We start from the raw sequence: 22,808 nt of genomic DNA, 5'->3' as shown, positions 1-22,808 counted from the left end.
CGCCTCAGCGGGACCGGTGGGCCGCGATCGCCTCGTACACCATGGCGACCAGCAGGTCGTCGGCGTCCCGGCGGCCGAACTCGCCGGCGGCGCGGGACATCTCGTACAGGCGGTGCGGGTCGGACAGCACCGGGAGGACCTGGCTGAGCACCCACTCGGGCGTCAGTTCCGCGTCGTCGACGAGCAGGCCGCCGCCGGCCTTGACCACCGGCTGGGCGTTCAGCCGCTGTTCGCCGTTGCCGATCGGCAGCGGGACGTAGGCGGCCGGGAGCCCGACGGCGGAGAGTTCGGCGACGGTCATCGCGCCCGCGCGGCACAGCATCATGTCGGCGGCGGCGTACGCGAGATCCATCCGGTCCACGTACGGTACCGGCACATACGGCGGCATCCCGGGCATGTTGTCGACACGCGGCAGTTCGTTCTTCGGCCCGACGGCGTGCAGGATCTGGACCCCGGAGCGCTGGAGGGTCGGAGCGACCTGCTGGATCGTCTCGTTGAGGCGCCGGGCGCCCTGCGAGCCGCCGGAGACCAGCAGCGTGGGCAGGTTGGGGTCCAGGCCGAAGGCGGCGCGCGCCTCCGGGCGCACCGCGGCCCGGTCGAGGGTGGAGATCGAGCGCCGCAGCGGAATGCCGATGTAGCGGGCGCCCCGCAGCTTGCTGTCGGGGGTGGAGACCGCGACGGCATGCGCGTACCGGGAGCCGATCTTGTTGGCCAGTCCGGGCCGGGCGTTGGCCTCGTGGACGATGATCGGCACCCCGAGCCGCTTGGCCGCGAGGTAGCCGGGCAGGGCCACGTAACCGCCGAAACCGACGACGCAGTCGGCCTTCGTGCGCAGCAGGATCTCCTCTGCCGCCTTGATGGTGCCGCGCAGCCGCCCGGGGACGGTGATCAGCTCCGGGGTGGGCTTGCGGGGCAGCGGCACGGCCGGGATCAGGCCCAGTTCGTAACCGCGTTCCGGCACCAGGCGGGTCTCAAGTCCGCGCTCCGTGCCGAGGGCGGTGATGCCCACTGAAGGGTCCTGCCTGCGCAGGGCGTCCGCGAGGGCGAGCGCCGGCTCGATGTGGCCGGCGGTCCCCCCACCGGCGAGTACGACATGCACCGAAATTCACCGCTCTCCGGACGGACGCTTCTTGACGCGCCGTCTCATCGACTTCCATCTCACCACGGTCCGCATCCAGCCGGTCTTCGGCTGGCGCATCGCGAGGGCCGCGCGCGCCGCCGGCTCCTCACGCGCGAAGGCGATGAGCAGTCCGACCGCGAACATCGTCGGCAGCAGGGCCGATCCCCCGTAGGAGAACAGCGGGAGCGGGACTCCGGCGATCGGCAGCAGGCCGAGCACCGCACCGATGTTGATCACGGCCTGGGCCGTGATCCAGGTGGTCACGCCTCCCGCGGCAAACCGTACGAAGGAATCCTCCGTGCGTCCGGCCACGCGGATACCCGCATAGCCTAGAGCCGCGAACAGGGCGAGCACCGACAGCGTCCCCGCCAGACCCAGTTCCTCCCCGGTGATGGCGAAGATGAAGTCGGTGTGGGCTTCGGGTAGTTGCCCCCATTTTTCCACACTTGCACCCAAGCCGGAACCGAACCATCCGCCCGAGGCGAGGGCGTAGATCCCGTGGACGGCCTGCCAGCAAAGGTCGTTCTTGCCCGGTTCTGTCGCGCCGAGGCACTCCAGCCGGTCCATCCGGTGCGGACTGGTCTTGATGAGCAGTGCGACGATCGCACCCGCGAAGGCCAGCACCCCGACGAACATCCGGGTCGGGGCGCCCGCCAGCCAGAGCAGGCCGAAGAGGATGGCACCGAGGATCATCGCGGTGCCCATGTCGCCGCCCAGCATGATCAGCCCGAGCAGCAGGAAGGCCACCGGGACCAGCGGCACCAGCAGGTGCTTCCACTGGCTCAGCAGCCCCTTGTCGCCCTTGCGTGCCAGCAGGTCGGCGCCCCACAGGATCAGTGCCAGTTTGCCGAACTCACTGGGCTGCAACATGAACGGACCGCCAAGGGAGATCCAATTCTGGTTGCCGTTGATCGAGACCCCTATCCCGGGGACCTGGACCAGGACCATCAGGAACAGCGTGCCGGCGAGCACCGGATACGACAGCGCCCGGTGCAGTTTGACGGGCATCCGGGAGGCGAGCAGCAAGAGTCCGGTGCCGATGAGGGCGGCCAGGAACTGCTTCTTGAAGAAGTAGGCGTCGCCGAGGCCGAGCTGGAGCGCCTTGATCATGGACGCCGAGTACACCATCACCAGACCGAGCACGGTGATGAGCAGCGAGCTGCCGAAGATCAGGTAATAGGCCGTGAGCGGGCGGTCCCAGGCCTTGTGCAACTGCCGCTGCGTACGCCGCAGCCGGGTCAGCGGCCCGCGCCCCGCGGGCCGCTTCACGCGCGCCACAGGGCGCTTGCGGCCCTGCGCCTTCACGGCGGAAGGCCGGCGCCCCGGCAGCATCTGCTTGGCCGGCATCTGTGATCTTCCCCTCCACTCGTACGAGGCGAGCAGCCGACCGGAGGGAACCTGTCCCGGAGCCCCCGGCCTAGGCCGTGTCCGCAGCGTTCTCGGCGGCCAGTTCGCGCACCGCGTCGGCGAATGCGTCCCCACGCTTGTTGTAGTTCGCGAACATGTCCATCGAGGCGCAGGCAGGTGCCAGCAGGACCGTGTCGCCGGGCTCGGCGAGCGCGGCCGCTTCCCGGACCGCTGCGAGCATCGCCCCAGTGTCGGTCCGGTCGAGGTCGACGACCGGGACCTCGGGGGCGTGTCGCGCCAGCGCCTCGGCGATCAGCGCCCGGTCGGCGCCGATCAGCACCGCGCCGCGCAGCCCCTTCGCCGACTTCCGCACGAGCTCGTCGAAGGTCGCGCCCTTGGCGAGGCCGCCGGCGATCCAGACGACCGGCTCGAAGGCCGCGAGCGAGGCCTCGGCCGCGTGCGTGTTGGTGGCCTTGGAGTCGTCGATGTAGGTGACCGAGCCGACCTCGTCCACGTACGCGACCCGGTGGGCGTCGGGGCGGAAGTTGCGCAGCCCGTCGCGGACCGCGCGCGGCTCCACGCCGAAGGCGCGGGCCAGGGCCGCCGCGGCGAGCGCGTTGGCGATGTTGTGCGGGGCCGGCGGGGTGACGTCCTTGACCTCGGCGAGCTCCTGGGCGTTCTTCTGCCGGTTCTCCACGAAGGCCCGGTCGACGAGGATGCCGTCGACGACGCCGAGCATGGAGGGGCCGGGGGCGCCGAGGGTGAAGCCGATCGCCCGGCAGCCCTCCTCGACGTCGGCGTCCTCGACCAGCTTCTCGGTGGCCGGGTCGGCGACGTTGTAGACGCAGGCCACCGTGTTGCCCTCGTAGATCCGGCCCTTGTCGGCGGCGTAGGCCTGCATCGAGCCGTGCCAGTCGAGGTGGTCCGGGGCGAGGTTGAGCACGGCCCCCGAGTGGACGCGCAGCGAGGGCGCCCAGTGCAGCTGGTAGCTGGAGAGTTCGACGGCGAGGACGTCGTACGCGCCCTTGTCGAGCACCACGTCGATGATCGGGGTGCCGATGTTGCCGACGGCGGCGGTCCGCAGACCGGCGGCCTTCAGGATCGACGCCAGCATCTGGGTGGTGGTGGTCTTGCCGTTGGTCCCGGTGATCGCGAGCCAGGGGGCGGCGTTCTCGCCGCGCAGCCGCCAGGCGATCTCGACGTCCCCGACCACGTCGACGCCGGCCTTCGCGGCGGCCGCGAAGAGCGGGCTGTCGGGCTTCCAGCCGGGCGAGGTGACGACCAGGTCCGTGCCCTCGGGCAGGGTCTCGGCGTCCCCCAGGCGTACGGCGATCCCCAGGGCGCCGAGTTCGGCGGCGCGGGCGCGGTGGCCCTCGCTGTCGCCGCCGTCGACCACGGTCACCGATGCGCCGAGGCCGGCCAGGGCGCGGGCGGCACTGATGCCGCTCACGCCGAGACCGGCGACGGTGATGTTCTTGTCGTGCCAGGAGGTCACTTGTCGGCTGCCCATCCCGCGTAGAAGAGACCGAGACCCACGATCACGCACATGCCCTGGATGATCCAGAAGCGGACCACGACGAGGACCTCGGACCAGCCCTTGAGCTCGAAGTGGTGCTGGAGCGGCGCCATCCGGAAGACGCGCTTGCCGGTCATCTTGAAGGAGCCGACCTGGATGACGACCGACATCGTGATGAGCACGAAGAGGCCGCCGAGGAGCGCCATCAGGAACTCCGTGCGGGAGCAGATGGCGAGGCCCGCGAGCGCACCGCCGAGGGCGAGGGAGCCGGTGTCACCCATGAAGATCTTGGCGGGCGAGGTGTTCCACCACAGGAAGCCGAAGCAGGCGCCCATGAGGGCGGAGGCGACGACGGCGAGGTCGAGCGGGTCGCGCACCTCGAAGCAGGCGTTCGGGTTGGTGAGGTCGGCCGCCATGGCGCAGGACTCCTGGAACTGCCAGACGCCGATGAAGGTGTAGGCACCGAAGACCATCACGGCGGCGCCGGTCGCGAGACCGTCGAGACCGTCGGTGAGGTTCACGCCGTTGGACATCGCCAGGATCATGAACAGCGCCCAGAAGACGAACAGCACCGGGCCGATCGACCAGCCGAAGTCCGTGACGAACGACAGCTTGGTGGAGGCCGGGGTCAGGCCGCGCGAGTCCTTGAACTGGAGGGCCAGCACCGCGAAGGCGACGCCGACGATCAGCTGGCCGGACATCTTCGCCTTGGCCCGCAGACCCAGCGAACGCCGCTTGACGATCTTGATGTAGTCGTCCAGGTACCCGACGAGGCCCATGCCCGCCATCAGGAACAGCACGAGCAGGCCCGAGAAGCTCGGCTCCGACCCGGTGAGGACCTTCGTCAGGGCGTACGCGATGAGCGTGGCCAGGATGAAGGAGATGCCGCCCATGGTGGGCGTGCCCTTCTTCCCGGCGTGGCCGCGGGGGCCGTCGTCGCGGATGAACTGGCCGTAGCCCTTGCGGGCGAGCAGCTTGATCAGCAGCGGAGTACCGGTGACGGTGAGGAACATGCCGATGACGCCGGCGAACAGGATCTGCCTCATCGGCCGGAGACCTCGCCCTCGACAGCGCCCTCGAGGAGGGCCTGGGCCACCCGCTCCAGACCGGCCGACCTGGAAGCCTTCACCAGCACGACGTCACCTGGGCGCAGTTCACTGCGCAACAGGTCGACCGCCGCCTGCGCGTCGGACACGAGCACCGACTCCTCACCCCACGAACCCTCGTTATATGCGCCCAGTTGCAGCCAGGAGGCTTCCCTGCCCCCGACTGCGACGAGCTTGCTCACGTTGAGCCGGACGACAAGTCGTCCGACCGCGTCGTGCTCGGCGAGCGCGTCGTCTCCGAGCTCGGCCATCGGGCCGAGCACCGCCCACGTGCGTCCCCCGTTCGCCCTGCCGGCACCGCCCATTGCGGCGAGCGCGCGCAGTGCGGCCCGCATGGACTCGGGGTTCGCGTTGTAGGCGTCGTTGACGATCGTCACACCGTCCGCCCGTTCGGTGACCTCCATCCGCCACCGCGACAGCGTGCCCGCCCCGGAGAGCGCTGTGGCGATCTCCTCGACGGACATGCCCAGGACATGGGCGACGGCGGCCGCGGCGAGCGCGTTCGACACGTGGTGCTCACCGTACAGCCGCAAGGTCACGTCACTGCACCCGGTCGGTGTGTGCAGTGTGAAGGAAGCCTGTCCCCTGTCCGTCATCCGGACTTCGGTGGCCCGGATTTCGGCGTCCTCGGCCTCACCGAACAGCACCGTACGGGCCTTCGTGCGCCCGGCCATGGCACGAACCAGCAGGTCATCGGCGTTGAGGACGGCGACACCGCCCTCCGCCTCGGCCGGCAGCGCCTCGACCAGCTCCCCCTTGGCCTGCGCGATCTGCTCACGGCCGCCGAACTCGCCGATGTGCGCGGTCCCGACGTTGAGCACCAGACCGATCCGCGGGGGCGTCAGTCCGGTGAGGTAGGCGATGTGGCCGATGCCGCGGGCACCCATCTCCAGGACCAGGTGCTGCGTGTCCTCGGTGACGCGCAGCGTCGTGATCGGCAGGCCGATCTCGTTGTTGAGGTTCCCGGGGGTCCACACGGTCGGCGCGTGGTGCTGCAGCACCTGTGCGATGAGGTCTTTGGTGGAGGTCTTGCCGGCGGACCCGGTGAGGGCCACGACGTCGGTGCCGAGGCGGGCGACGACGGCCCGGGCGAGGGCTCCCAGGGCGGCCACCACGTCGGGGACGACGATGGCCGGGACACCGACGGGACGGGTCGCGAGGACGCCCACGGCGCCTGCGGCGAGCGCGCGTTCGGCGTAGTCGTGGCCGTCGACCCGCTCGCCGAGGAAGGCGGCGAACAGGCTGCCCGGCCGGACCTCGCGGGAGTCGTAGACCACGGGACCGGTGACCTGGACGGACGGATCCGGTATGTCGTGGGGCCGCCCGCCGGTGATGTCGGCGATCTCGGCGAGGGAAAGGGCGATCACTGGTTCACCTCGGCCTGTCGGACCTTAGTCGTTTGATCGAGCACGGCCGTTTGATCGGGCCCGGCCGTCCGATCGAGCACCGTTTGGCGTTCGATCGCGGCGCGGAGCACCGTGCGGTCGTCGAAGGGCCGTACGACACCGGCGGTGTCCTGGCCCTGCTCGTGGCCCTTGCCCGCCACCAGCACGGTGTCACCGGGCCCGGCGAGCGCGACGGCGGCGGCGATGGCCGAGGCGCGGTCGGCGTCGACCAGGACGGTGCCCCGATCGGCGGGCGGCACGGACACGGCGCCTTCGAACATCGCGGCGAGGATCGCGAGCGGGTCCTCGGAGCGCGGGTTGTCCGAGGTCAGGACGGCCACGTCGGCGTAGCGGGCGGCGGCGGCGCCCATCGGGGCGCGCTTGGTGGTGTCGCGGTCGCCGCCGCAGCCCAGCACGATGTGCAGTCGGCCGGTGGTGACCTCGCGCAGGGCGCGCAGGACCGATTCCACGGCGTCCGTCTTGTGGGCGTAGTCGACGACGGCGAGGTACGGCTGCCCCGCGTCCACCCGCTCCAGCCGGCCGGGGACCCCGGGGACCGCGGCGACGCCGTCGGCGGCGGTCTGCGGGTCGAGGCCGGCGGCGGCGAGGGTGACGATCGCGGCGACGGTGTTGGCGACGTTGAACGGGCCGGGCAGCGGGGCCTCGGCCCGTACGCGCTGTCCTTCGGGGCCCAGCAGGGTCAGGGTGGAGCCGGCCGGTCCGAACACCACGTCCTCGGCGCGCCAGTCGGCGGCCGGGTCGCCCGCGGCGGAGAAGGTGACGACCGGGACGGTCGCCTCCTTGGCCAGCCGGCGGCCGTACTCGTCGTCGAGGTTGACCACGCCCAGGCGGGCCCTGCGGGGGGTGAAGAGCCCCGCCTTCGCCCGGAAGTAGTCGTCCATGTCGGAGTGGAACTCCATGTGCTCCGGGCTCAGGTTGTTGAAGACGGCGACGTCGAAGACGCAGCCGTCGACGCGGCCGAGCACCAGTGCGTGGCTGGACACCTCCATGGCCACGGCCTCGACCCCGCGTTCGCGCATGACCGCGAAGAGGGCCTGGAGGTCGGTGGCCTCGGGGGTGGTCCGCTCCGACTTGATGCGCTCGTCGCCGATGCGCATCTCGACGGTGCCGACCAGTCCGGTGCTGCGGCCCGCCGCGCGCAGGCCGCCCTCGACGAGGTACGCCGTGGTGGTCTTGCCGGAGGTGCCGGTGATGCCGATCTGGAGCAGGTCCTCGCCGGGGCGGCCGTAGATCGCGGCGGCGAGCTCGCCCATCCGGCCGCGCGGATCCGCGACGGTCAGGACGGGCAGACCGGTCGCCGCGGCGCGGTCCGCCCCCGCGGGGTCGGTCAGCACGGCGGCGGCGCCGAGGCCGGCCGCCTGGGCGGCGAAGTCGGCGCCGTGCGTCCTGGCTCCCGGCAGGGCCGCGTACAGGTCTCCCGGGCGGACCGCACGGGAGTCGTGCGTGATCCCGGTGATCTGCGCCGCGCCTGGCGCGGGGACGCCCAGCAGGGTGGCCAGCCCGCCCAGCGGGGTCGGGCTGACGGACACGGGCCGGGGCGCTCCCGGCGGCGTTGCCGGGGCGTCTTTCTGGGCGGTTCTGGGCTGATCAGCGTGGGGCACGGCGGTGAGCGTACCGGGCGCGGCGGGCCGCCCGCGAAGTGAGGGCCCGCCCTCGGCGTCGGCGGCCGACTGGTTCCCGGGTTTCGGGGTGATCGTTGTCACTGATGGTGCCTCACGCTTTTCTGGCGGGCCGGCCGGGCGGTGGGGTCACCGACCGGACTGCGGACTGGGCTGCGGGGCGGGCTGCGGGCCGGGTTCGTAGGTGACCGGGAGCCCGGCGGGGGCGGTCCCGGTGGGGGCGATCTGAAGGGTCTTGAGGGCGAACTCCATGACCTTCTTGTAGATGGGGCCGCAGATCTGGCCGCCGAAGTAACTGCCCTTCGTGGGGTTCTGGATGGCGCAGTAGACGGTGATGCGCGGGTTGTCCGCGGGCGCGAAACCGGCGAAGGAGGCGGTGTAGCCCTTGTAGCGGCCGGTGGCCGGATCCACCCGGTTGGAGGTGCCGGTCTTGCCGCCCACCCGGTAGCCGGGGATCCGGGCCTTGGTGCCGGTGCCCTCCGTGTCGTCGACCACGGATTCGAGCATCTCGGCGAGGGTCTTGGCGGTCTCCGGGCTGACCACGTGGCTCCGCTCCGGGGCCGGGGCCGGGGTGAAGCGGCCGTCGGGGCCCTTGGTGCCGCGGACCAGCGTCGGCTCGATCCGGACCCCGCCGTTGGCGATGGTCGAGTACACGGACGCCGCCTGCATGGCGTTGAGGGAGAGTCCCTGGCCGAACGGGATCGTGTACTGCTGGGAGGTCGACCAGTCCTCGGGCTGGGCGAGGATGCCGCGGGACTCGCCGGGGTAGCCGAGGCCGGTGGGCCGGCCGATGCCGAACTTGGTCAGGTAGGAGTGCAGGACCTTGTTGGCCTCGGGCTGGGTGGGTCCGAGCTGGCCGGTGGCCAGGATGGTGCCGATGTTGGAGGACTTGGCGAGGACCCCGTTGAGGGTCAGGTACCAGGTCGGGTGGTCGATGTCGTCCTTGAACAGCCGGTCGCCGCGGTGCAGCCGGTTGGGGACCTCGACCCGGGTGTCGGGGGTGGCCTTCTTCTCCTCCAGCACGGCGGCCATCGACATCACCTTGGCCGTGGAACCGGGCTCGTACACGTCCTGGAGCGCGGCGTTGCCCATGGCGGTGGAGCGGGCCCGGGTCAGGTCGTTGGGGTCGAAGCCGGGGGCGTTGGCCATGGCCAGTACCTCGCCGGTGCGGGTGTCCTGGACGATGACGTAGCCGCGGTCGGCCTCGGACTTCTGGACCTGCTCGGCGATCGCGCTCTGCGCCGCCCACTGGATGTCCCGGTCGATGGTCAGTTCGATGTCCTCGCCGGGCACGGCGGGCTTCTCGCTGGAACCCGCGGTGGGGACCTGACGGCCGCCGGACTGGGCATAGGTGATCTCGCCGTCCTTGCCGGACAGCTTCTTGTCGAGGGCGGACTCCAGGCCGCCGCCGCCCTTGCCCTCGGCGTTGACGTAACCCAGTATCCCGGCGGCCAGGTCGCCGCCCGGGTACACGCGCTTGCTGCTGTCCTCCTTGAACACGCCGGCCAGGACGTTGGCGCCGGGGCCGTTGTTGCGCTTGTCGGCGTTGGCCTTGTCCGCGAAGACCCGCTTGAGGTCCTTGATCTGGTTCCAGACCTGGGGGGTCTGGCGGTGGGCCAGGACCACGTAGCGGGAGTTCTTGGTCTTCAGCTTGGCGGCGAGCTTCGTGGCGTCCTCGCCGAGGATGGGGGCGAGGAGGGCGGCGGCCTGTTCGGGGGCGTCCGGGGCCTTGCTGTCCTGCGGGGTGAACATCTTCGGGTCGGCGGTGATGTCGTACGCGTCGACGCTGGTGGCGAGGGCCACGCCCTTGCGGTCGGTGATCTCACCGCGTTCGGCGGCCAGCTTGACCCTGGTGTAGCGGTTCTTGGAGGCCTCGGCGGAGAAGGCCGAGGCGTCGACGGCCTGCACCTGGAGCAGGCGCACGACGAAGGCGAGCATGACGAGGGTCAGGCCGACGCTGACCAGGCGCAGCCGGGGCCGCGGGCTGCCGAGCCGGATGGTGTGGGGGGTGCGGGGGCCGGCGGGGCGGCGGGTCGCCGGGCGCGAGGCCGGGCGGGCGGTGGCCCGGGCCCGGTCGCCGGGCCGCGGTGGCCTGGCCGGCCCGGGCACCCGCCGCCGCGGCGGCTCCTGCGGGCTCACGCGGCCACCGCCTGCGGCGTGCCGGTGCGGCCGCCGGGGTGCTGGGCCGCGGGCCCGCCGGTGCGGCGCCGCTGCGCGAGCGTCCCCGGGCTCCGCCCGAGCCTCCTGGGGCTCCGCCCCAGACCCCGCGCCTCAAACGCCGGCGGGGCTGGATCTTCAGCCCGTCCAGGGGGCACCTCCCAGCGGTAGCTGGGGGAGATTGAGGACCGGGTCCGGGCGGAGCCCGGGGAACGGGGGAAGGGCGGGGTGGGGGAAGGCCCCGCAGGGATCCGCGTCACGACGTCACCGACCTGGGTTGGGGGTGGGCTGCTGCTGCGAAGGCTGTGCCGCGGGCGGGGCCGAGGCCGTTGCCGACGCCGAAGGCGAGACCGGAGCCGGGGCGGCCGGGCTCGGCGTCACCGACGGGGCAGGCGGCTCGGCCGGCGCGGCACTGCCGGTGACCTTGCCGTCCGGGCCGAGGAAGACCGGGCTGCCGCCCGGGACCAGGCCCAGCTGCTGCGCCCGCCGCTGGAGCGCGTCGGGGGCCGAGTAGGCGTCCACGTCGCGCTGCAGGGCCTGCTCCTCGTCGGTGAGGGCGGTGGTCTCCTTCCTCAGCTTGCTGAGCTGGAACGAGCCCTCGTTGAGCGCCGAGTTCAGCAGCAGCAGGCTGATCAGGCCGCCCGCGAGCAGGGCCACGACCAGCAGGACGAACGGCATCCGCGCCGCCTGCCCGCCGGGACGCGGGCGGGCCGGGCGGCCGCCGAGCGCCCGGCCGAGGCGGGCCGCCTGCCCGCGGGTCAGCGTGGCGACCTTCCCGGCCTTGGTCACAGTCGCGCCTCCCGGATGCGTTCGACTCCGCGGAACCTCGCCGGGGCGGCCCGCCGGTTCTCGGCGATCTCCTCCTCGGTCGGCAGCTCCGCGCCGCGTGTCAGCAGCTTCAGCTTCGGCTGGTACTTCTCGGGGACCACCGGCAGCCCGGGCGGGGCCGTGGAGGTCGCGCCCGCCGCGAAGACCTGCTTGACCAGGCGGTCCTCCAGCGAGTGGTACGAGAGCACCGCGATCCGGCCGCCGACCGCGATCCGGTCCACCGCCGCCGGGATGGCGCGCTCCAGCCCGGACAGCTCGCCGTTGACCTCGATGCGCAGGGCCTGGAAGGTCCGCTTGGCCGGGTTGCCGCCGGTCCGCTTGGCGGCCTGCGGCAGGGAGTCGCGGATCAGCTCGACGAGCCGGGCGCTGTTGGTGAAGGGCTCCTTGTCGCGCTCCCGGACGACCGCGGACACGATCCGCTTGGCCTGCTTCTCCTCGCCGTACTGGCGCAGGATCCGTACGAGCTCGCCGGGCGCGTAGGTGTTCAGCACCTCGGCGGCGCTGATGCCCGTCGTCTGGTCCATCCGCATGTCCAGCGGCGCGTCCTGCGCGTACGCGAACCCGCGGTCGGCCTCGTCCAGCTGCATGGAGGAGACGCCCAGGTCGAAGAGGATGCCCTGGACGGACGGGATGCCCAGCCCGTCCAGGACCTCGGCGAGGTCGGCGTAGATCGCGTGGACGAGGGTGGCCCGGTCGCCGAAGGGCGCGAGTCGCTCCCCGGAGAGCCGCAGGGCCTCCTTGTCGCGGTCGAGGCCGATCAGGTGGGCCTCGGGGAACCGGGTCAGCAGGGCCTCGCTGTGGCCGCCGAGGCCGAGGGTGCAGTCGACGACGACGGCCCCGGGCCTCTCCAGCGCCGGGGCCAACAGGTCCAGGCACCGCTGGAGCATCACCGGGACATGTCGGGACTCGCTAGTCAAAGCGCCCTCTCAGATAACGGCGCGGCAGGCGTACGCACCACCGGGTCCCCGCCCTGCCCGGCCGACGCCGGGGATGTGGCGCCGGCCGGCCGGTGAGACGGGAGAGGGCCGGGCCGTACGTACGCGCCGCGCACGCGGAGTGTTCATCGGGGGCCGGGCGGCCGGTCAGGGCCGGGCTCCGGCCGGTTCGCGTCACTTTAGTGCAACGGTCGCCGCGGTCAACGAACCGCCCGCGCGCGCCGTGCTCGGCTCTCGGATCCAACCGGCAAAAGGCTCGAATCACCCGGACGGCCGCCTCACCCCCACCCCTGTGGGTTAGCTCACAACAAGCCTCGTTGACGTTCTTTGTCCGACCTCACGCGAGGCCTTTACCGGCCGTGACCACTAACGTCGTACCCATGACGACTTCCGCATCCCTGCCTGCCGAGTCCGCCCCGAAGGCATCCGCCGGCGGATCCGTCACCGACCGGCTCGTCCAGGCGAACCAGCGCTACGCCGCGAAGTTCTCCGACCCCGGCATGGACGCCCGCCCCGTCCTGCAGGTGGCCGTCGTCGCGTGCATGGACGCCCGGCTCGACCTGCACGCCGCTCTCGGTCTGGAGCTGGGCGACTGCCACACGATCCGCAACGCGGGCGGCGTGGTCACCGACGACACCATCCGCTCCCTCACCATCAGCCAGCGGGCGCTGGGCACCCGCACGGTGATACTCATCCACCACACCGGCTGCGGTCTCGAAAGCCTGACCGAGGACTTCCGGCACGAGCTGGAGGACGAGGTCGGCCAGCGTCCCGCCTGGGCCGTCGAGGCCTTCCGGGACGTGGACCAGGACGTCCGCCAGTCGATGCAGCGGGTTCGCACGAACCCCTTCCTTCCCTTCAAGGACGATGTGCGAGGCTTCGTCTTCGATGTGCACACCGGGCTCCTGCGGGAGATCGATCCCAGCTCTTGAGTGACACAAGGCCGTAACGCCGTCAAGAATGCGGGATGGCACCACCCGGGTTCCCCCGGAACGGTGTCCGTGTTTCGGGGTGGGCCGGTCATGCGCCAAGGGCGTCGGCCCTGGGAAAGGGCCGAGGAGAACCAAGGTGACGACGTACGACGACCGAGCGAGCCTCGCGGATCTGACCAGCACGGCGGAGCGGGTGCGCCACTCGGTCGAGAGCGTGATCGAGGGCAAGCCCGAGGTCGTACGCCTCGCGCTGACCGTGCTGCTCGCCGAGGGGCACCTGCTGATCGAGGACGTGCCCGGCGTCGGCAAGACGATGCTCGCGAAGACGCTCGCGAAGTCCATCGACTGCTCGGTGCAGCGCATCCAGTTCACGCCTGACCTGCTGCCCTCCGACATCACCGGTGTCAGCATCTACGACCAGCAGCGCCGCGAGTTCGAGTTCAAGCCGGGCGCGATCTTCGCGCAGATCGTCATCGGCGACGAGATCAACCGTGCCTCGCCGAAGACCCAGTCCGCGCTGCTGGAGTCGATGGAGGAGCGCCAGGTCACCATCGACGGCACGACGTACACGCTGCCGAGCCCCTTCATGGTCGTCGCCACCCAGAACCCGGTGGAGATGGAGGGCACGTACCCGCTGCCCGAGGCCCAGCGCGACCGCTTCATGGCCCGCGTCTCCGTCGGCTACCCCAGCCCCGAGGCCGAGCTCCAGATGCTCGACGTGCACGGCGGGGTCTCCCCGCTCGACGACCTGACGGCCGTCGCGCACGCCCACGAGATCATCAAGCTGATAGAGGCGGTCCGCGAGGTGTACGTGGCCGAGCCGGTCCGGCGTTACGTCGTCGACCTGGTCTCCGCCACGCGCAGCCACCCCGACCTGCGGCTCGGCGCCTCTCCCCGGGCCACCCTGCACCTGCTGCGCGCCGTGAAGGCCTCCGCCGCGCTCGCCGGCCGGGACTACGTCCTGCCCGACGACGTGCAGGCGCTGGCCGCCCCGGTCCTCGCGCACCGGCTGCTGCCCACCGCGCAGGCCCAGCTCAACCGGCGCACCTCCGAGCAGGTCGTCGCCGAGATCCTCCAGCGCACCCCCGTCCCGGCCGCGCACGCCCGCGGCGAGATGCCGCCCGGCGCGGGCATCCGGGGCTACTGATGAGCGCCGCTGCCCCGCGCGGCGCCGGCGGCGCGGGGGACGGCGGCGGGCTGCGTGCCTCGCTGTCGGGACTGACCACCCGCGGCCGCTCGTTCCTGGCCGCCGGGATAGCCGCCGCCGCGTGCGCGTACGTCCTGGGCCAGGGCGAACTGCTGCGGGTCGGCCTGCTGCTCATCCTCCTGCCGCTGATCTGCGTCTACGCCCTGCACCGCACCCGCTACCGGGTCTCCGGCAGCCGCCGGCTGAGCCCGGATCGGGTGCCCGCGGGCGCCGAGGCCCGGGTGCAGCTGCGCATGGACAACGTCTCCCGGCTGCCCACCGGCCTGCTGATGCTCCAGGACCGGGTGCCCTACGTACTGGGCCCGCGCCCGCGCTTCGTACTGGACCGGGTCGAGCCCGGCGGGCGCCGCGAGGTGTCCTACCGGGTCCGCTCCGACCTGCGCGGCCGCTATCCGCTGGGCCCGCTCCAGCTGCGGCTGACCGACCCCTTCGGGCTGGTCGAGCTGACCCGCTCCTTCAGCACCTACGACACCCTCACCGTCATCCCGCGCACCGAGCCGCTGCCGCCGGTCCGCCTCACGGGCGAGTCCAACGGCTACGGCGACGGCAGCCGCCGCTCGCTGGCCCTGGCCGGCGACGACGACGTGATCCCTCGCGGCTACCGGCGCGGCGACGACCTGCGCCGGGTGCACTGGCGCTCCACCGCCCGCTACGGCGAGCTGATGGTCCGCCGCGAGGAGCAGCCGCAGCGCAGCAGGGCCACCGTCCTGCTGGACACCCGGCGCCTGGCCTACGACGGCGCCGGCCCCGACTCCGCCTTCGAGTGGGCCGTCTCGGCGGCCGCGTCCAGCCTGGTGCACGTACTGGAACAGGGCTTCTCGGTGCGGCTGTTGACGGACACCGGCAACTCGGTGCCCGGCGAGGGCGGCGGCGGATTCTCCTCCGGCGGGCAGGAGTCCGCGGAGGCCGCCGGGCTGATGATGGACACCCTCGCGGTGGTCGGACACTCCGACGGCGCCGGACTCTCGCGGGCCTACGACGCGGTGCGCGGCAGCGGCGGCGGCTTCGACACGGGCGGCGGTGACGGGCTCCTCGTCGCGTTCTTCGGCGACCTGGACGACGTACAGACGGAGCTGGCGGCCAAGATGCGCCAGCGCACCTCGGGCGCGGTGGCCTTCGTCCTGGACACCGCGGCCTGGGGCGGACAACCCGCGCCGGGCCATGCCGTGGCCCCGCTGGCGGAGCGGCTGCACAGACTGCGCGACGCGGGCTGGACGGCGCTGGCCGCCCCGCCCGGGGTGGCCTTCGGCGAGCTGTGGCGACAGGCCGGGACCGCTCGCGTCGGTACGGGAACCACCGGAGGTCGGGAATGAGCGGGCGCGCGAAACTGACGGTCTTCGCGGCGCTGGCGACGCTGCTCACCTCGTGGTCGCTGAGCCCCCTGGTGGAGTCGACGGCCTGGCTGCTCCACGCGGCGGTGCTGCTGATCGTGCAGAGCGCGGTCGGGGCCGGCTGCCGGCGGGTGCCGCTGGCCCGGTCGCTGACCGTGGCCGCGCAGCTGCTGGTGTCGCTGCTGCTGCTCGTGTTCCTCTTCGCCGGCAAGGGCGAGTCCGACGGGGACGGGCCGCTGGCCTACCTGGTGACGGACTTCGGAGCGCTGTTCGGGCAGGGCGTCAAGGACGTGGGCGAGTTCGCGATCCCCGCCCCGCTGACGGACGGCATCCGGCTGCTGCTGGTGTCCGGGGTCCTGCTGATCGGGCTGCTGGTGGACACCCTGGCGGTGACGGCACGGACGGCCGCGGCGGCCGGACTGCCGCTGCTCGCCCTGTACTCGGTGGCCGCGGGCCTGTCGGGCGGCGGGAAGGCCTCCTGGGTCTCCTTCCTGCTGGCGGGCTGCGGCTACCTGATGATGCTGCTGGCCGAAGGACGGGACCGGCTCGCGCAGTGGGGCCGGGTCTTCGGCGCGGCCCCGCGCGGCCGGGGCGCGGCCGACTCCGGCCTCAGCAGCGGCGGCGGGCAGGCGACGGCCCCGGTGCGGTTCGGCCGGCGGATCGGCGCGATCACGCTGGGCCTGGCGCTGGCCGTGCCGATGGCGCTGCCGGCGCTCGGCGGCGGCCTGCTGGGCGGCAACCAGGAGGACGCCGAGAGCGGCGCCGCGGGCGGGACGATCTCGGCGGTCAACCCGCTGGTCTCCCTGCAGAGCAACCTGAACGCGCAGGACAACCGCGTCGTGTTGAAGTACCGGACGGACAACCCGCAGCAGAGCGAGCAGTACCTGCGGATCGTGGCGCTGGACGAGTTCAACGGCGTCAAGTGGGAGGCGTCCGGGCGGGCCCTGGTCGACGTGCCGAAGCGGATGCCCGAGCCGCCCGGGCTCGGCGGCCCGGTCCGCGGCAGCGCCTCGGAGGTGCGCACCAACATCACGGCGGCGGACACCTTCACCCAGCGCTACCTCCCCATGCCGTACCCGGCGACGTCGGTGGAGATCGGCGGGAAGTGGCGGTTCGAGCCCGTCGGCCGGACGCTGGTCGGCGACCAGCTGGGCAGGGACAGGTTCCAGAACGTCCAGGGCTCGGCGTACACCGTGCGGAGCCTGCTGCTGAACCCGACGGCGCAGCAGCTGCAGAGCGCGCCGGCGCCGGACCCGCAGATCCGGGACGAGTACACGAAGGTCCCGGACAATCTGCCGCAGGTGGTCGCCGAGACGGCCCGCCGGGTGACGCAGGGGTCGAAGGACGACTACACGCGAGCGGTGAAGCTGCAGGACTTCTTCGCCGTGAGCGGCGGCTTCCGCTACAACACGAGGACGGCCTCGGGTACGGGTTCGCAGGCGGTCGCCCGGTTCCTCGAGGACAAGGAGGGCTTCTGCGTCCACTTCGCGTTCTCGATGGCGGCGATGTCCCGCACGCTGGGCATCCCGGCGCGGGTGGCCGTGGGCTTCACGCCCGGCGAGAAGCAGTCGGACGGCAGCGTGAACGTCTCGATGCGGGACGCGCACGCCTGGCCCGAGCTGTACTTCGAGGGCGTGGGCTGGACGCGGTTCGAGCCGACGCCCCGGTCCGGCATCAACGTGCCGGACTACTCGCGGGCGCAGACGCCGACGGCCCAGCCGTCCGCGCCGGCCCCGCTGCCCTCGCAGGGTGCGGCGCAGCCGTCGGCGGCGCCGTCGTCGACGGCCGACGAGTGCCCGCCGTCGATGAAGAAGCTCGGCGAGTGCGGGGCGGCCGCGCCCACGCAGAGCACGCCGCACGACGACGGGCCGTCGGTGACGGCGGTCCTCGGCTGGGCGGCGGCCGTGATGGCGGTGCTGGGCGTGCCGCTGCTGCCGCTGCTGTGGCGTACCCGGCTGCGGGCTCGCCGCCTGGGGACCGGGGAGGTCCTGACGGCCTGGCGGGAACTGGGCGACACCGCCTGGGACGTGGGCGTGGTCCCGGACGAGGCGCTGTCCCCGCGCCGGGCGGCGAGCCGGGTCGTCGACCTGGGCGGCCTGGAGCTGGACGCCACGGAGGCGGTGCACCGGGTCGCGGGTGCGGTGGAACGGGCCCTGTACGCGCCTCAGGGTGCGGAGGTCTCGTACGCGGGGCTGGCGGACGACGTGCTGCTGGCCCGCGCGGGGCTGCTGGCCGCGGTGGGCCGTCCGGCCCGGCTGCGGGCGCTGCTGCTGCCGCGCTCGGCGGCCCGTCTCGCCTGGGCGGCGGCGGCCCGGTGGTCGGCACTGGCCTCGACGGTCTCCACCCGCCTGACCACCCTCCGCCTGCGCCTCCCCCTGCGAAACCGCGGCTGAGGTCCGCCGGGCCCGGTGTCCAGCCCGGCAAAACCAGCCTCGCCGGCGTTTGAGGCGCGGGGTCTGGGGCGGAGCCCCGGTCTTGAAGCCTCGCCGGCGTTTGAGGCGCGGGGTACCGGCAACGGCAGCGGACCCGCATGCGAAACGGCGAGGCTCGATCCCCCCGAGCCCCGCCGTTTCGCCGTTCCCCCGTCCGGTCACGGAAGGAGGTACCCGGTCCGCTCCGCAGCCCCGTGTCGGCGGTGCGGACCAGGCCCCCTGTCCGTTGCTCCCATTCTGGCGTCCGCGCAGGTGGGAGCCCATCCGCGAACGTACTCATCTCCGCGCCTAGGTACGGATACTCAGCCGCCGCGGCAGGCCCCACCAGTTGTACGGCCTGCCGCGCCCCCGCGGCACCGCCGACTGGGGGTGATCGCCGCGGCGGAAGGGCTCAGCGGTTGCCGCTGACCCGGCCCCGCAGCAGCAGCGACAGCGCCGAGTGGACGTCGTCCAGGGACCGCTCGCTCTGGAAGGACTGCCAGTCCAGCGCGGCCACCAGCACCATCCCGACCATCGCGGCCGCGGTGAGCGGCACGTCGATCTCCGCGCTCAGCTCACCGCGCTCGACGCCCTCGCGCAGCACCTTCTCCACGACGGCCACCGCCTCCTGGCGGACCACCATCAGCGTGGACTGCCATGCACGGTTGGTCCGCCACAGCTCGGCGACGTAGAGCTGGGTGAAGGCCGGGTACCGGTCGATGAAGACGAGCCCCGCGCGGATCATCGCGTCGAGGGCCTCGACGCGGCTGCCGCCGCGCGCCTCCGTCTCCTCCGCCGCCGTCCGCAGCGAGACCGTGAGCAGCCCCACGCCGTGCCGCAGGAGCTCCTCGAAGAGGTCGTTCTTGCTCGCGAAGTTGTAGTAGACGGTGCCCTTCGCGACGCCCGCCCGCTCGGCGATCTCCTCGACCGTGGTCGCGGAGAAGCCCTGTTCGGCGATGAGGGTCACGGCCGCTTCGTAGAGCTTCTGCCGAGTGGCCTGGCGGCGACCCCCGCCGGCACCCGTACCGGTGCTGCTGCTTTCCATGGCGCTGATTGTCACAGGTCAACACGTCCCTACAGGCTCAGTTCCGGGTGCAGTCGGTCCATGGTCCACACCTGCTTGCCGCGGGCGGCGAGCGCGGTCAGGGCGAGGGCTCCGACCGTGAAGGCCGTCAGGACCGCGAAGCCCTCCCACACCGGGCCGAGGTCACCGCCGGTGATGAGGCGGCGCAGGCTCTCGACCACGTACGACATCGGCAGGTAGGGGTGGATGGCGTTGAAGAAGTCCGGGCTGGTCTGCACGGGGTAGGTGCCGCCCGCCGAGGTCAGCTGGAGCATCAGGACGGCGAGGACCAGGATCCGCCCGGCCGCCCCGAACTTGGCGTTGAGCCACTGGATGATCGCCGCGAAGCAGGCGGTGACCAGCAGCAGGAAGCCGATGGTGAGGGCCGGGTGGGCCAGCTCCAGGCCGAGGTCCGGAGCCCAGTGGAGCACGGACATCAGCAGGGCGACCTGGGCGGTGCCGATCCCCACCACGGGCAGCCAGCCGGCGAGGGCGATCCGCCAGGGCGAGGCGCCCGCGGACAGGGCACGCCGGTTCATGGGCGCGATCAGCATGTAGGCGACCATCGCGCCGACCCACAGGGACAGCGGGATGAAGTACGGGGCGAAGCCGGTGCCGTAGTTGGGCGCCTTGTGCAGGGACTGGTTGGCGAGCTTGATCGGGTCGGCCATGACCTCGGTGCGCGTGTCGCGCTGCTGCTGGTCGTAGTCGGGGATCTTCCCGGCGCCCTCGTGCAGGCCGCCGGCGAGCTCGCCGCTGCCGTCGACGAGCTTGTACATGCCGCTGTCGAGGCGGTGGGCGCCGTCGCCGAGCTTGCCGACGCCGTCGCTGAGGGCGCCGGAGCCGCTGGCGGCGGAGCCGAGGCCGGTGTGCAGCTGGGCCATGCCGGTGGCGACCTTGTGGGCACCGGTGTTGAGGGCGTTGACCTTGGCGACGGCCGCGTCGAGGTCGCCTGCGAGCTGGGGGGCCTTGTCGACGAGCTCGCGGGCCTTCTTCTCCAGGTCGGTCAGCTGGGTGCGGAGCCTGGCGACGTCGCCGCTCGCGCTCTTGGCCAGGGTGCTGACCTCCCCGGCGAGTTCGGCGGCCTTGGCCGCGTCGTCCTTGACCGTCTTCAGGTCGGGGCAGGAGGCGAGGTGCGGTTCGGCGCCGGGGGTGACGCAGTGCCTGGTGTAGTACGCGTCCGCGCCGGTGGAGGCCTTCTTGGCGACGGAGGCGGCGGCCGGGGCCTTCTCGACGAACGCGGCGAGGTGGTCGTTGACCACCTTCGCGCTGTCGGCGACCAGTCCGGCGGTGTCCGCCAGGTTCTTGGGGTCCTTGACGAAGGGACGGGCCTTGTCTGCGGCCCCGTTGACCTTGTCGGCGAGGGCCTGGGTGCCGTCCGCGACGTCCTTCGAGCCGGTCTCCAGCTTGGCCGCGGCCGAGTTGAGCTTCTTCAGGCCGCTGTTGAGCTCGCCGGACTTCTCCTCGGCGGTGTCGAGGCCGTCGGCGAGTTCCTTCGCGCCGTCCTTGGCCTTGCCCGCGCCGTCCTTGAGCTTGTCGGCGCCGTCGGCGGCCTCGGCCGTCTTGTCGTGCAGGTCGGAGAAGTTGACGAAGATCTTGTCGAGGAAGCCGCGGGAGGCGTTGGCGGACGCCGCGGAGCGGACCTCGGAGAAGACGGAGCGCGAGATGGAGCCGACGACGTAGTTGTTGGCGTCGTTGGTGCGCACCTGGAGGGCCCCGGTGGTGGGGTCGTCGCCCGAGCTGGAGGTGATCTTCTCGCTGAAGTCCGCCGGCATGGTCAGGGTCAGGTAGTACGTGCCGTTCTCCAGGCCCTTGGCCGCCTGCTTGGCGCTCACCTCGTGCCACTCGAAGGCCTTGCTGTCGCGGAGCTTCTCGGTGATCTCACCCCCCGCGTCCACCTGCTTGCCGTCGACGGTCGCGCCGCGGTCGGCGTTGACGAGGGCGACGGGCACCTTGTCCAGACGGCTGTACGGGTCCCAGAAGGACCAGAGGTACAGGGCTCCGTAGAGCAGCGGCAGCAGGAGCAGCGCGACGAGAGCGGCCCGGGGCAGCTTCCCCCGCCCGAACCGCTTCAGCTCAAGCGCGGCCAGCTTCGGCGAGCGCATCGTCCGCCCCCTTCGTGTCGTCGTTCTCGGTGTCGGTGTCGGTGTCGGTGCTGGTGTCCTCGGCGTCGGCGTCGGCGTCGTCCGTGCCGGTGTCACCTTCGGTGCCGGTGACGTCCTCGCCGTCAGCGTCCGCGTCCGCGTCGTCGTCCGGACCCTGGTCCGCATCCGCATCCGCATCCGCGTCCGCGTCCACGTCCGGGTCGCTCTTCGTGGAGGTCCCCCACGTGACCTTCCGGGCGTCGGCCGCGTCGCCCCGCGGGGCCGGCGGCGCCGTGGCGGGCTCGTCCGGGCCGTCCGACTCCTTGAGGCAGGTCCGCAGGACCACCGCGTCGGCGGGCGCCTCGCTGCACACCGCGAGGACGGTGGTCCCGCCGGCGGCGATCGAGCGGAGCAGCGTCCAGGCCTCGGTGCGTTCGGTGTCCGAGAGCTTGAGGTCGAGGTCGTCGAGGGCCAGCAGCCGCGGTGAGCCCAGCAGGGCGATGGCCACGGACAGCCGTACGGCCTCCAGGCGTTCCAGGTCCCGTACGGAGGTACGCGCCCCCTTGGGCAGCGTGTCGAGGTCCAGTCCGGCGGCGGCCAGGGCGGCGTCGATCCGGGCCGCGGCGCCGGCGCGGCGCTCGGCCCGCGGCTTCAGCAGGGCGCGGACCGGGGCGTCGTAGCGGCGCTGGAGCAGGGCGCCCTCGCGCAGCTGTTCGGCGACCGTGAGGGACTGGTCGAGGTCGTTGACCCCGGGGACCGGGCCGAGGGCGGCAATCCGGCGTACGGCGGCCATCCTCTTCGGCAGCCGGTGGCCGCCGATCTCGGCGTGCCCCCGGGTGGCCTTCATCCGCCCGGTGAGAGCAAGGAGCAGACAGGTCCGGCCGCTGCCGGAGGGGCCTTCGACCGCGATGAGCGAGCCGGGCGCCGCGTCGATGCCGACTCCTCGGAAGGCCCAGCCGCGCGGGCCCTTGAGTCCGAAGTCCTCGGCTTTGACGGCCGCGCCGTGCGGGCTGTCCACGCCGTCCCCCTTCATTTTGAACTGACCGGTCAGTTCAAAAACTAGCATCCTTCGGAGCACCAGGTGCGCAGGAGGGGGCAGTTGTCGGGTAATCGACCGAAAAAGTGCAGGTCAGCGTGATTGTCAGTGGGCCGCGTCACGATGGGGGCAACGCATCGACAGGAGGTTCGTCATGGCCACACCGTCCCCGTCCCCTGTCCACCCCGTCCTGCGCAAGTCGACGGCCCCACCGGCCGCCCTCGACCTGCTCGCGAAGGCCCGCAGCGGCCTGGCCGAGGCCGCCCGGCTGACCCGCCCCAACGAGCGCTACGCCACCGCCCACCTCGCCGCGCTGCGCACCGCCGCGGCCGTGCTCGCCGCGCGCGGGCGGCCCGAACCGGTGAGCCCGCGGCGGCCGCGGATCCGCAGCGCGTGGGAGGTGCTGCCGGAGATAGCGCCGGAGCTGGCCGAGTGGAGCGCGCTGTTCGCCTCCGGCGCCGACCGCCGGGCGCGGGCGGAGGCGGGCATAGCGGACGCGGCAACCTGCCGTGACGCGGACGATCTGGTGCGCGCCGTCGCCATGTTCCTGCGCCTGGTGGAGCGGATGCTCGCCGTCCGGACGCCGTCCCCGCACCTGCCGCAGGCCCTGCCGGAGCCGCGGGCGGAGCGCCCGGACGTGGGATGACCTGCCCGGCTGCCGGAGGCCATAGGGTGGGGCACTGACCGCTCTCCCTTATCGCGCCGAGGAG

General features: G+C 72.5%; 17 protein-coding genes. 5 read left to right on the top strand and 12 right to left on the bottom strand.

Annotated elements, in window-relative coordinates; genetic code table 11:
* Positions 1–4 precede the first annotated feature (4 nt).
* The 9 genes from murG to rsmH form a co-directional block, all read right to left on the bottom strand.
* On the bottom strand, positions 5–1,099 hold the full coding sequence (murG, locus tag OG534_RS27010; RefSeq protein ID WP_326591380.1) for an undecaprenyldiphospho-muramoylpentapeptide beta-N-acetylglucosaminyltransferase: 1,095 nt from the start codon (positions 1,097–1,099) through the stop codon (positions 5–7).
* Between the two features lie 6 nt (positions 1,100–1,105).
* Positions 1,106–2,467, bottom strand: a complete 1,362-nt coding sequence (ftsW, locus tag OG534_RS27005; RefSeq protein ID WP_326591379.1) for a putative lipid II flippase FtsW — start codon at positions 2,465–2,467, stop codon at positions 1,106–1,108.
* 70 nt (positions 2,468–2,537) lie between these two features.
* Positions 2,538–3,977: a UDP-N-acetylmuramoyl-L-alanine--D-glutamate ligase gene (gene murD, locus OG534_RS27000; RefSeq protein ID WP_326591378.1), complete on the bottom strand. Its 1,440-nt coding sequence runs from the start codon at positions 3,975–3,977 to the stop codon at positions 2,538–2,540.
* Positions 3,959–5,029 (bottom strand): phospho-N-acetylmuramoyl-pentapeptide-transferase, encoded by a 1,071-nt coding sequence (gene mraY / locus OG534_RS26995; protein WP_326591376.1) that lies wholly within the window; start codon positions 5,027–5,029, stop codon positions 3,959–3,961. Before mraY ends, murD begins: the two co-directional genes overlap by 19 nt.
* Positions 5,026–6,456: a UDP-N-acetylmuramoyl-tripeptide--D-alanyl-D-alanine ligase gene (locus OG534_RS26990; protein ID WP_326591374.1), complete on the bottom strand. Its 1,431-nt coding sequence runs from the start codon at positions 6,454–6,456 to the stop codon at positions 5,026–5,028. The genes mraY and OG534_RS26990 overlap by 4 nt, the downstream gene beginning before the upstream one ends.
* On the bottom strand, positions 6,453–8,198 hold the full coding sequence (locus OG534_RS26985; RefSeq protein ID WP_326591373.1) for a UDP-N-acetylmuramoyl-L-alanyl-D-glutamate--2,6-diaminopimelate ligase: 1,746 nt from the start codon (positions 8,196–8,198) through the stop codon (positions 6,453–6,455). Before OG534_RS26985 ends, OG534_RS26990 begins: the two co-directional genes overlap by 4 nt.
* A gap of 45 nt (positions 8,199–8,243) precedes the next feature.
* Positions 8,244–10,253 (bottom strand): peptidoglycan D,D-transpeptidase FtsI family protein, encoded by a 2,010-nt coding sequence (locus OG534_RS26980; RefSeq protein WP_326591371.1) that lies wholly within the window; start codon positions 10,251–10,253, stop codon positions 8,244–8,246.
* Positions 10,254–10,535: 282 nt separating this feature from the next.
* Positions 10,536–11,060, bottom strand: coding sequence for a hypothetical protein (locus OG534_RS26975; protein ID WP_326591370.1), 525 nt, complete (start codon positions 11,058–11,060; stop codon positions 10,536–10,538).
* Entirely contained in the window at positions 11,057–11,986 is a 930-nt protein-coding gene (rsmH, locus tag OG534_RS26970) for a 16S rRNA (cytosine(1402)-N(4))-methyltransferase RsmH (RefSeq protein WP_398565796.1), read from the bottom strand. The genes OG534_RS26975 and rsmH overlap by 4 nt, the downstream gene beginning before the upstream one ends.
* Before the next feature lie 365 nt (positions 11,987–12,351).
* On the opposite strand from rsmH, the gene OG534_RS26965 reads away from it, so the two are divergent.
* The 4 genes from OG534_RS26965 to OG534_RS26950 all read left to right on the top strand — a co-directional run bounded on the left by OG534_RS26965 (position 12,352) and on the right by OG534_RS26950 (position 17,897).
* Entirely contained in the window at positions 12,352–12,966 is a 615-nt protein-coding gene (locus OG534_RS26965) for a beta-class carbonic anhydrase (RefSeq protein WP_374773579.1), read from the top strand.
* A gap of 136 nt (positions 12,967–13,102) precedes the next feature.
* Positions 13,103–14,113 (top strand): AAA family ATPase, encoded by a 1,011-nt coding sequence (locus OG534_RS26960; protein WP_326591366.1) that lies wholly within the window; start codon positions 13,103–13,105, stop codon positions 14,111–14,113.
* Positions 14,113–15,486: a DUF58 domain-containing protein gene (locus tag OG534_RS26955; RefSeq protein ID WP_326591364.1), complete on the top strand. Its 1,374-nt coding sequence runs from the start codon at positions 14,113–14,115 to the stop codon at positions 15,484–15,486. The genes OG534_RS26960 and OG534_RS26955 overlap by 1 nt, the downstream gene beginning before the upstream one ends.
* Complete coding sequence (locus OG534_RS26950) at positions 15,483–17,897, top strand: transglutaminase family protein (protein ID WP_326591363.1); 2,415 nt, start codon at positions 15,483–15,485, stop codon at positions 17,895–17,897. The genes OG534_RS26955 and OG534_RS26950 overlap by 4 nt, the downstream gene beginning before the upstream one ends.
* Before the next feature lie 430 nt (positions 17,898–18,327).
* Here the strand turns inward: OG534_RS26950 and OG534_RS26945 are convergent, their stop codons facing one another.
* Genes OG534_RS26945 through OG534_RS26935 form a run of 3 tightly spaced genes read right to left on the bottom strand, consistent with a single transcriptional unit; the run spans position 18,328 to position 22,080 of the window.
* Positions 18,328–18,960: a TetR/AcrR family transcriptional regulator gene (locus tag OG534_RS26945; RefSeq protein WP_326591362.1), complete on the bottom strand. Its 633-nt coding sequence runs from the start codon at positions 18,958–18,960 to the stop codon at positions 18,328–18,330.
* A 29-nt stretch (positions 18,961–18,989) separates the two neighbouring features.
* Positions 18,990–21,083 (bottom strand): YhgE/Pip domain-containing protein, encoded by a 2,094-nt coding sequence (locus tag OG534_RS26940; RefSeq protein WP_326591360.1) that lies wholly within the window; start codon positions 21,081–21,083, stop codon positions 18,990–18,992.
* Complete coding sequence (locus OG534_RS26935) at positions 21,055–22,080, bottom strand: ATP-binding cassette domain-containing protein (protein WP_326591358.1); 1,026 nt, start codon at positions 22,078–22,080, stop codon at positions 21,055–21,057. Before OG534_RS26935 ends, OG534_RS26940 begins: the two co-directional genes overlap by 29 nt.
* 172 nt (positions 22,081–22,252) lie before the next feature.
* On the opposite strand from OG534_RS26935, the gene OG534_RS26930 reads away from it, so the two are divergent.
* Positions 22,253–22,744 (top strand): SAV_6107 family HEPN domain-containing protein, encoded by a 492-nt coding sequence (locus tag OG534_RS26930; protein WP_326591357.1) that lies wholly within the window; start codon positions 22,253–22,255, stop codon positions 22,742–22,744.
* Positions 22,745–22,808: the final 64 nt, after the last annotated feature.

The organism is Streptomyces sp. NBC_01294 (assembly GCF_035917235.1).
In the GTDB taxonomy this organism is placed as follows: Bacteria; Actinomycetota; Actinomycetes; order Streptomycetales; family Streptomycetaceae; genus Streptomyces; species Streptomyces caledonius.
Note: the sequence above shows the minus strand (reverse complement) of the source record. Positions and strands in the feature narration are given on the sequence as shown.

Bases quoted from the DNA above. Each gene is read 5' to 3' on its own strand.
- ftsW (WP_326591379.1), bottom strand. From the start codon at position 2,467: ATGCCGGCCAAGCAGATGCTGCCGGGGCGCCGGCCTTCCGCCGTGAAG.
- murD (WP_326591378.1), bottom strand. From the start codon at position 3,977: ATGGGCAGCCGACAAGTGACCTCCTGGCACGACAAGAACATCACCGTC.
- mraY (WP_326591376.1), bottom strand. From the start codon at position 5,029: ATGAGGCAGATCCTGTTCGCCGGCGTCATCGGCATGTTCCTCACCGTC.
- rsmH (WP_398565796.1), bottom strand. From the start codon at position 11,986: ATGCTCCAGCGGTGCCTGGACCTGTTGGCCCCGGCGCTGGAGAGGCCC.
- OG534_RS26955 (WP_326591364.1), top strand. From the start codon at position 14,113: ATGAGCGCCGCTGCCCCGCGCGGCGCCGGCGGCGCGGGGGACGGCGGC.
- OG534_RS26950 (WP_326591363.1), top strand. From the start codon at position 15,483: ATGAGCGGGCGCGCGAAACTGACGGTCTTCGCGGCGCTGGCGACGCTG.
- OG534_RS26945 (WP_326591362.1), bottom strand. From the start codon at position 18,960: ATGGAAAGCAGCAGCACCGGTACGGGTGCCGGCGGGGGTCGCCGCCAG.
- OG534_RS26940 (WP_326591360.1), bottom strand. From the start codon at position 21,083: ATGCGCTCGCCGAAGCTGGCCGCGCTTGAGCTGAAGCGGTTCGGGCGG.
- OG534_RS26930 (WP_326591357.1), top strand. From the start codon at position 22,253: ATGGCCACACCGTCCCCGTCCCCTGTCCACCCCGTCCTGCGCAAGTCG.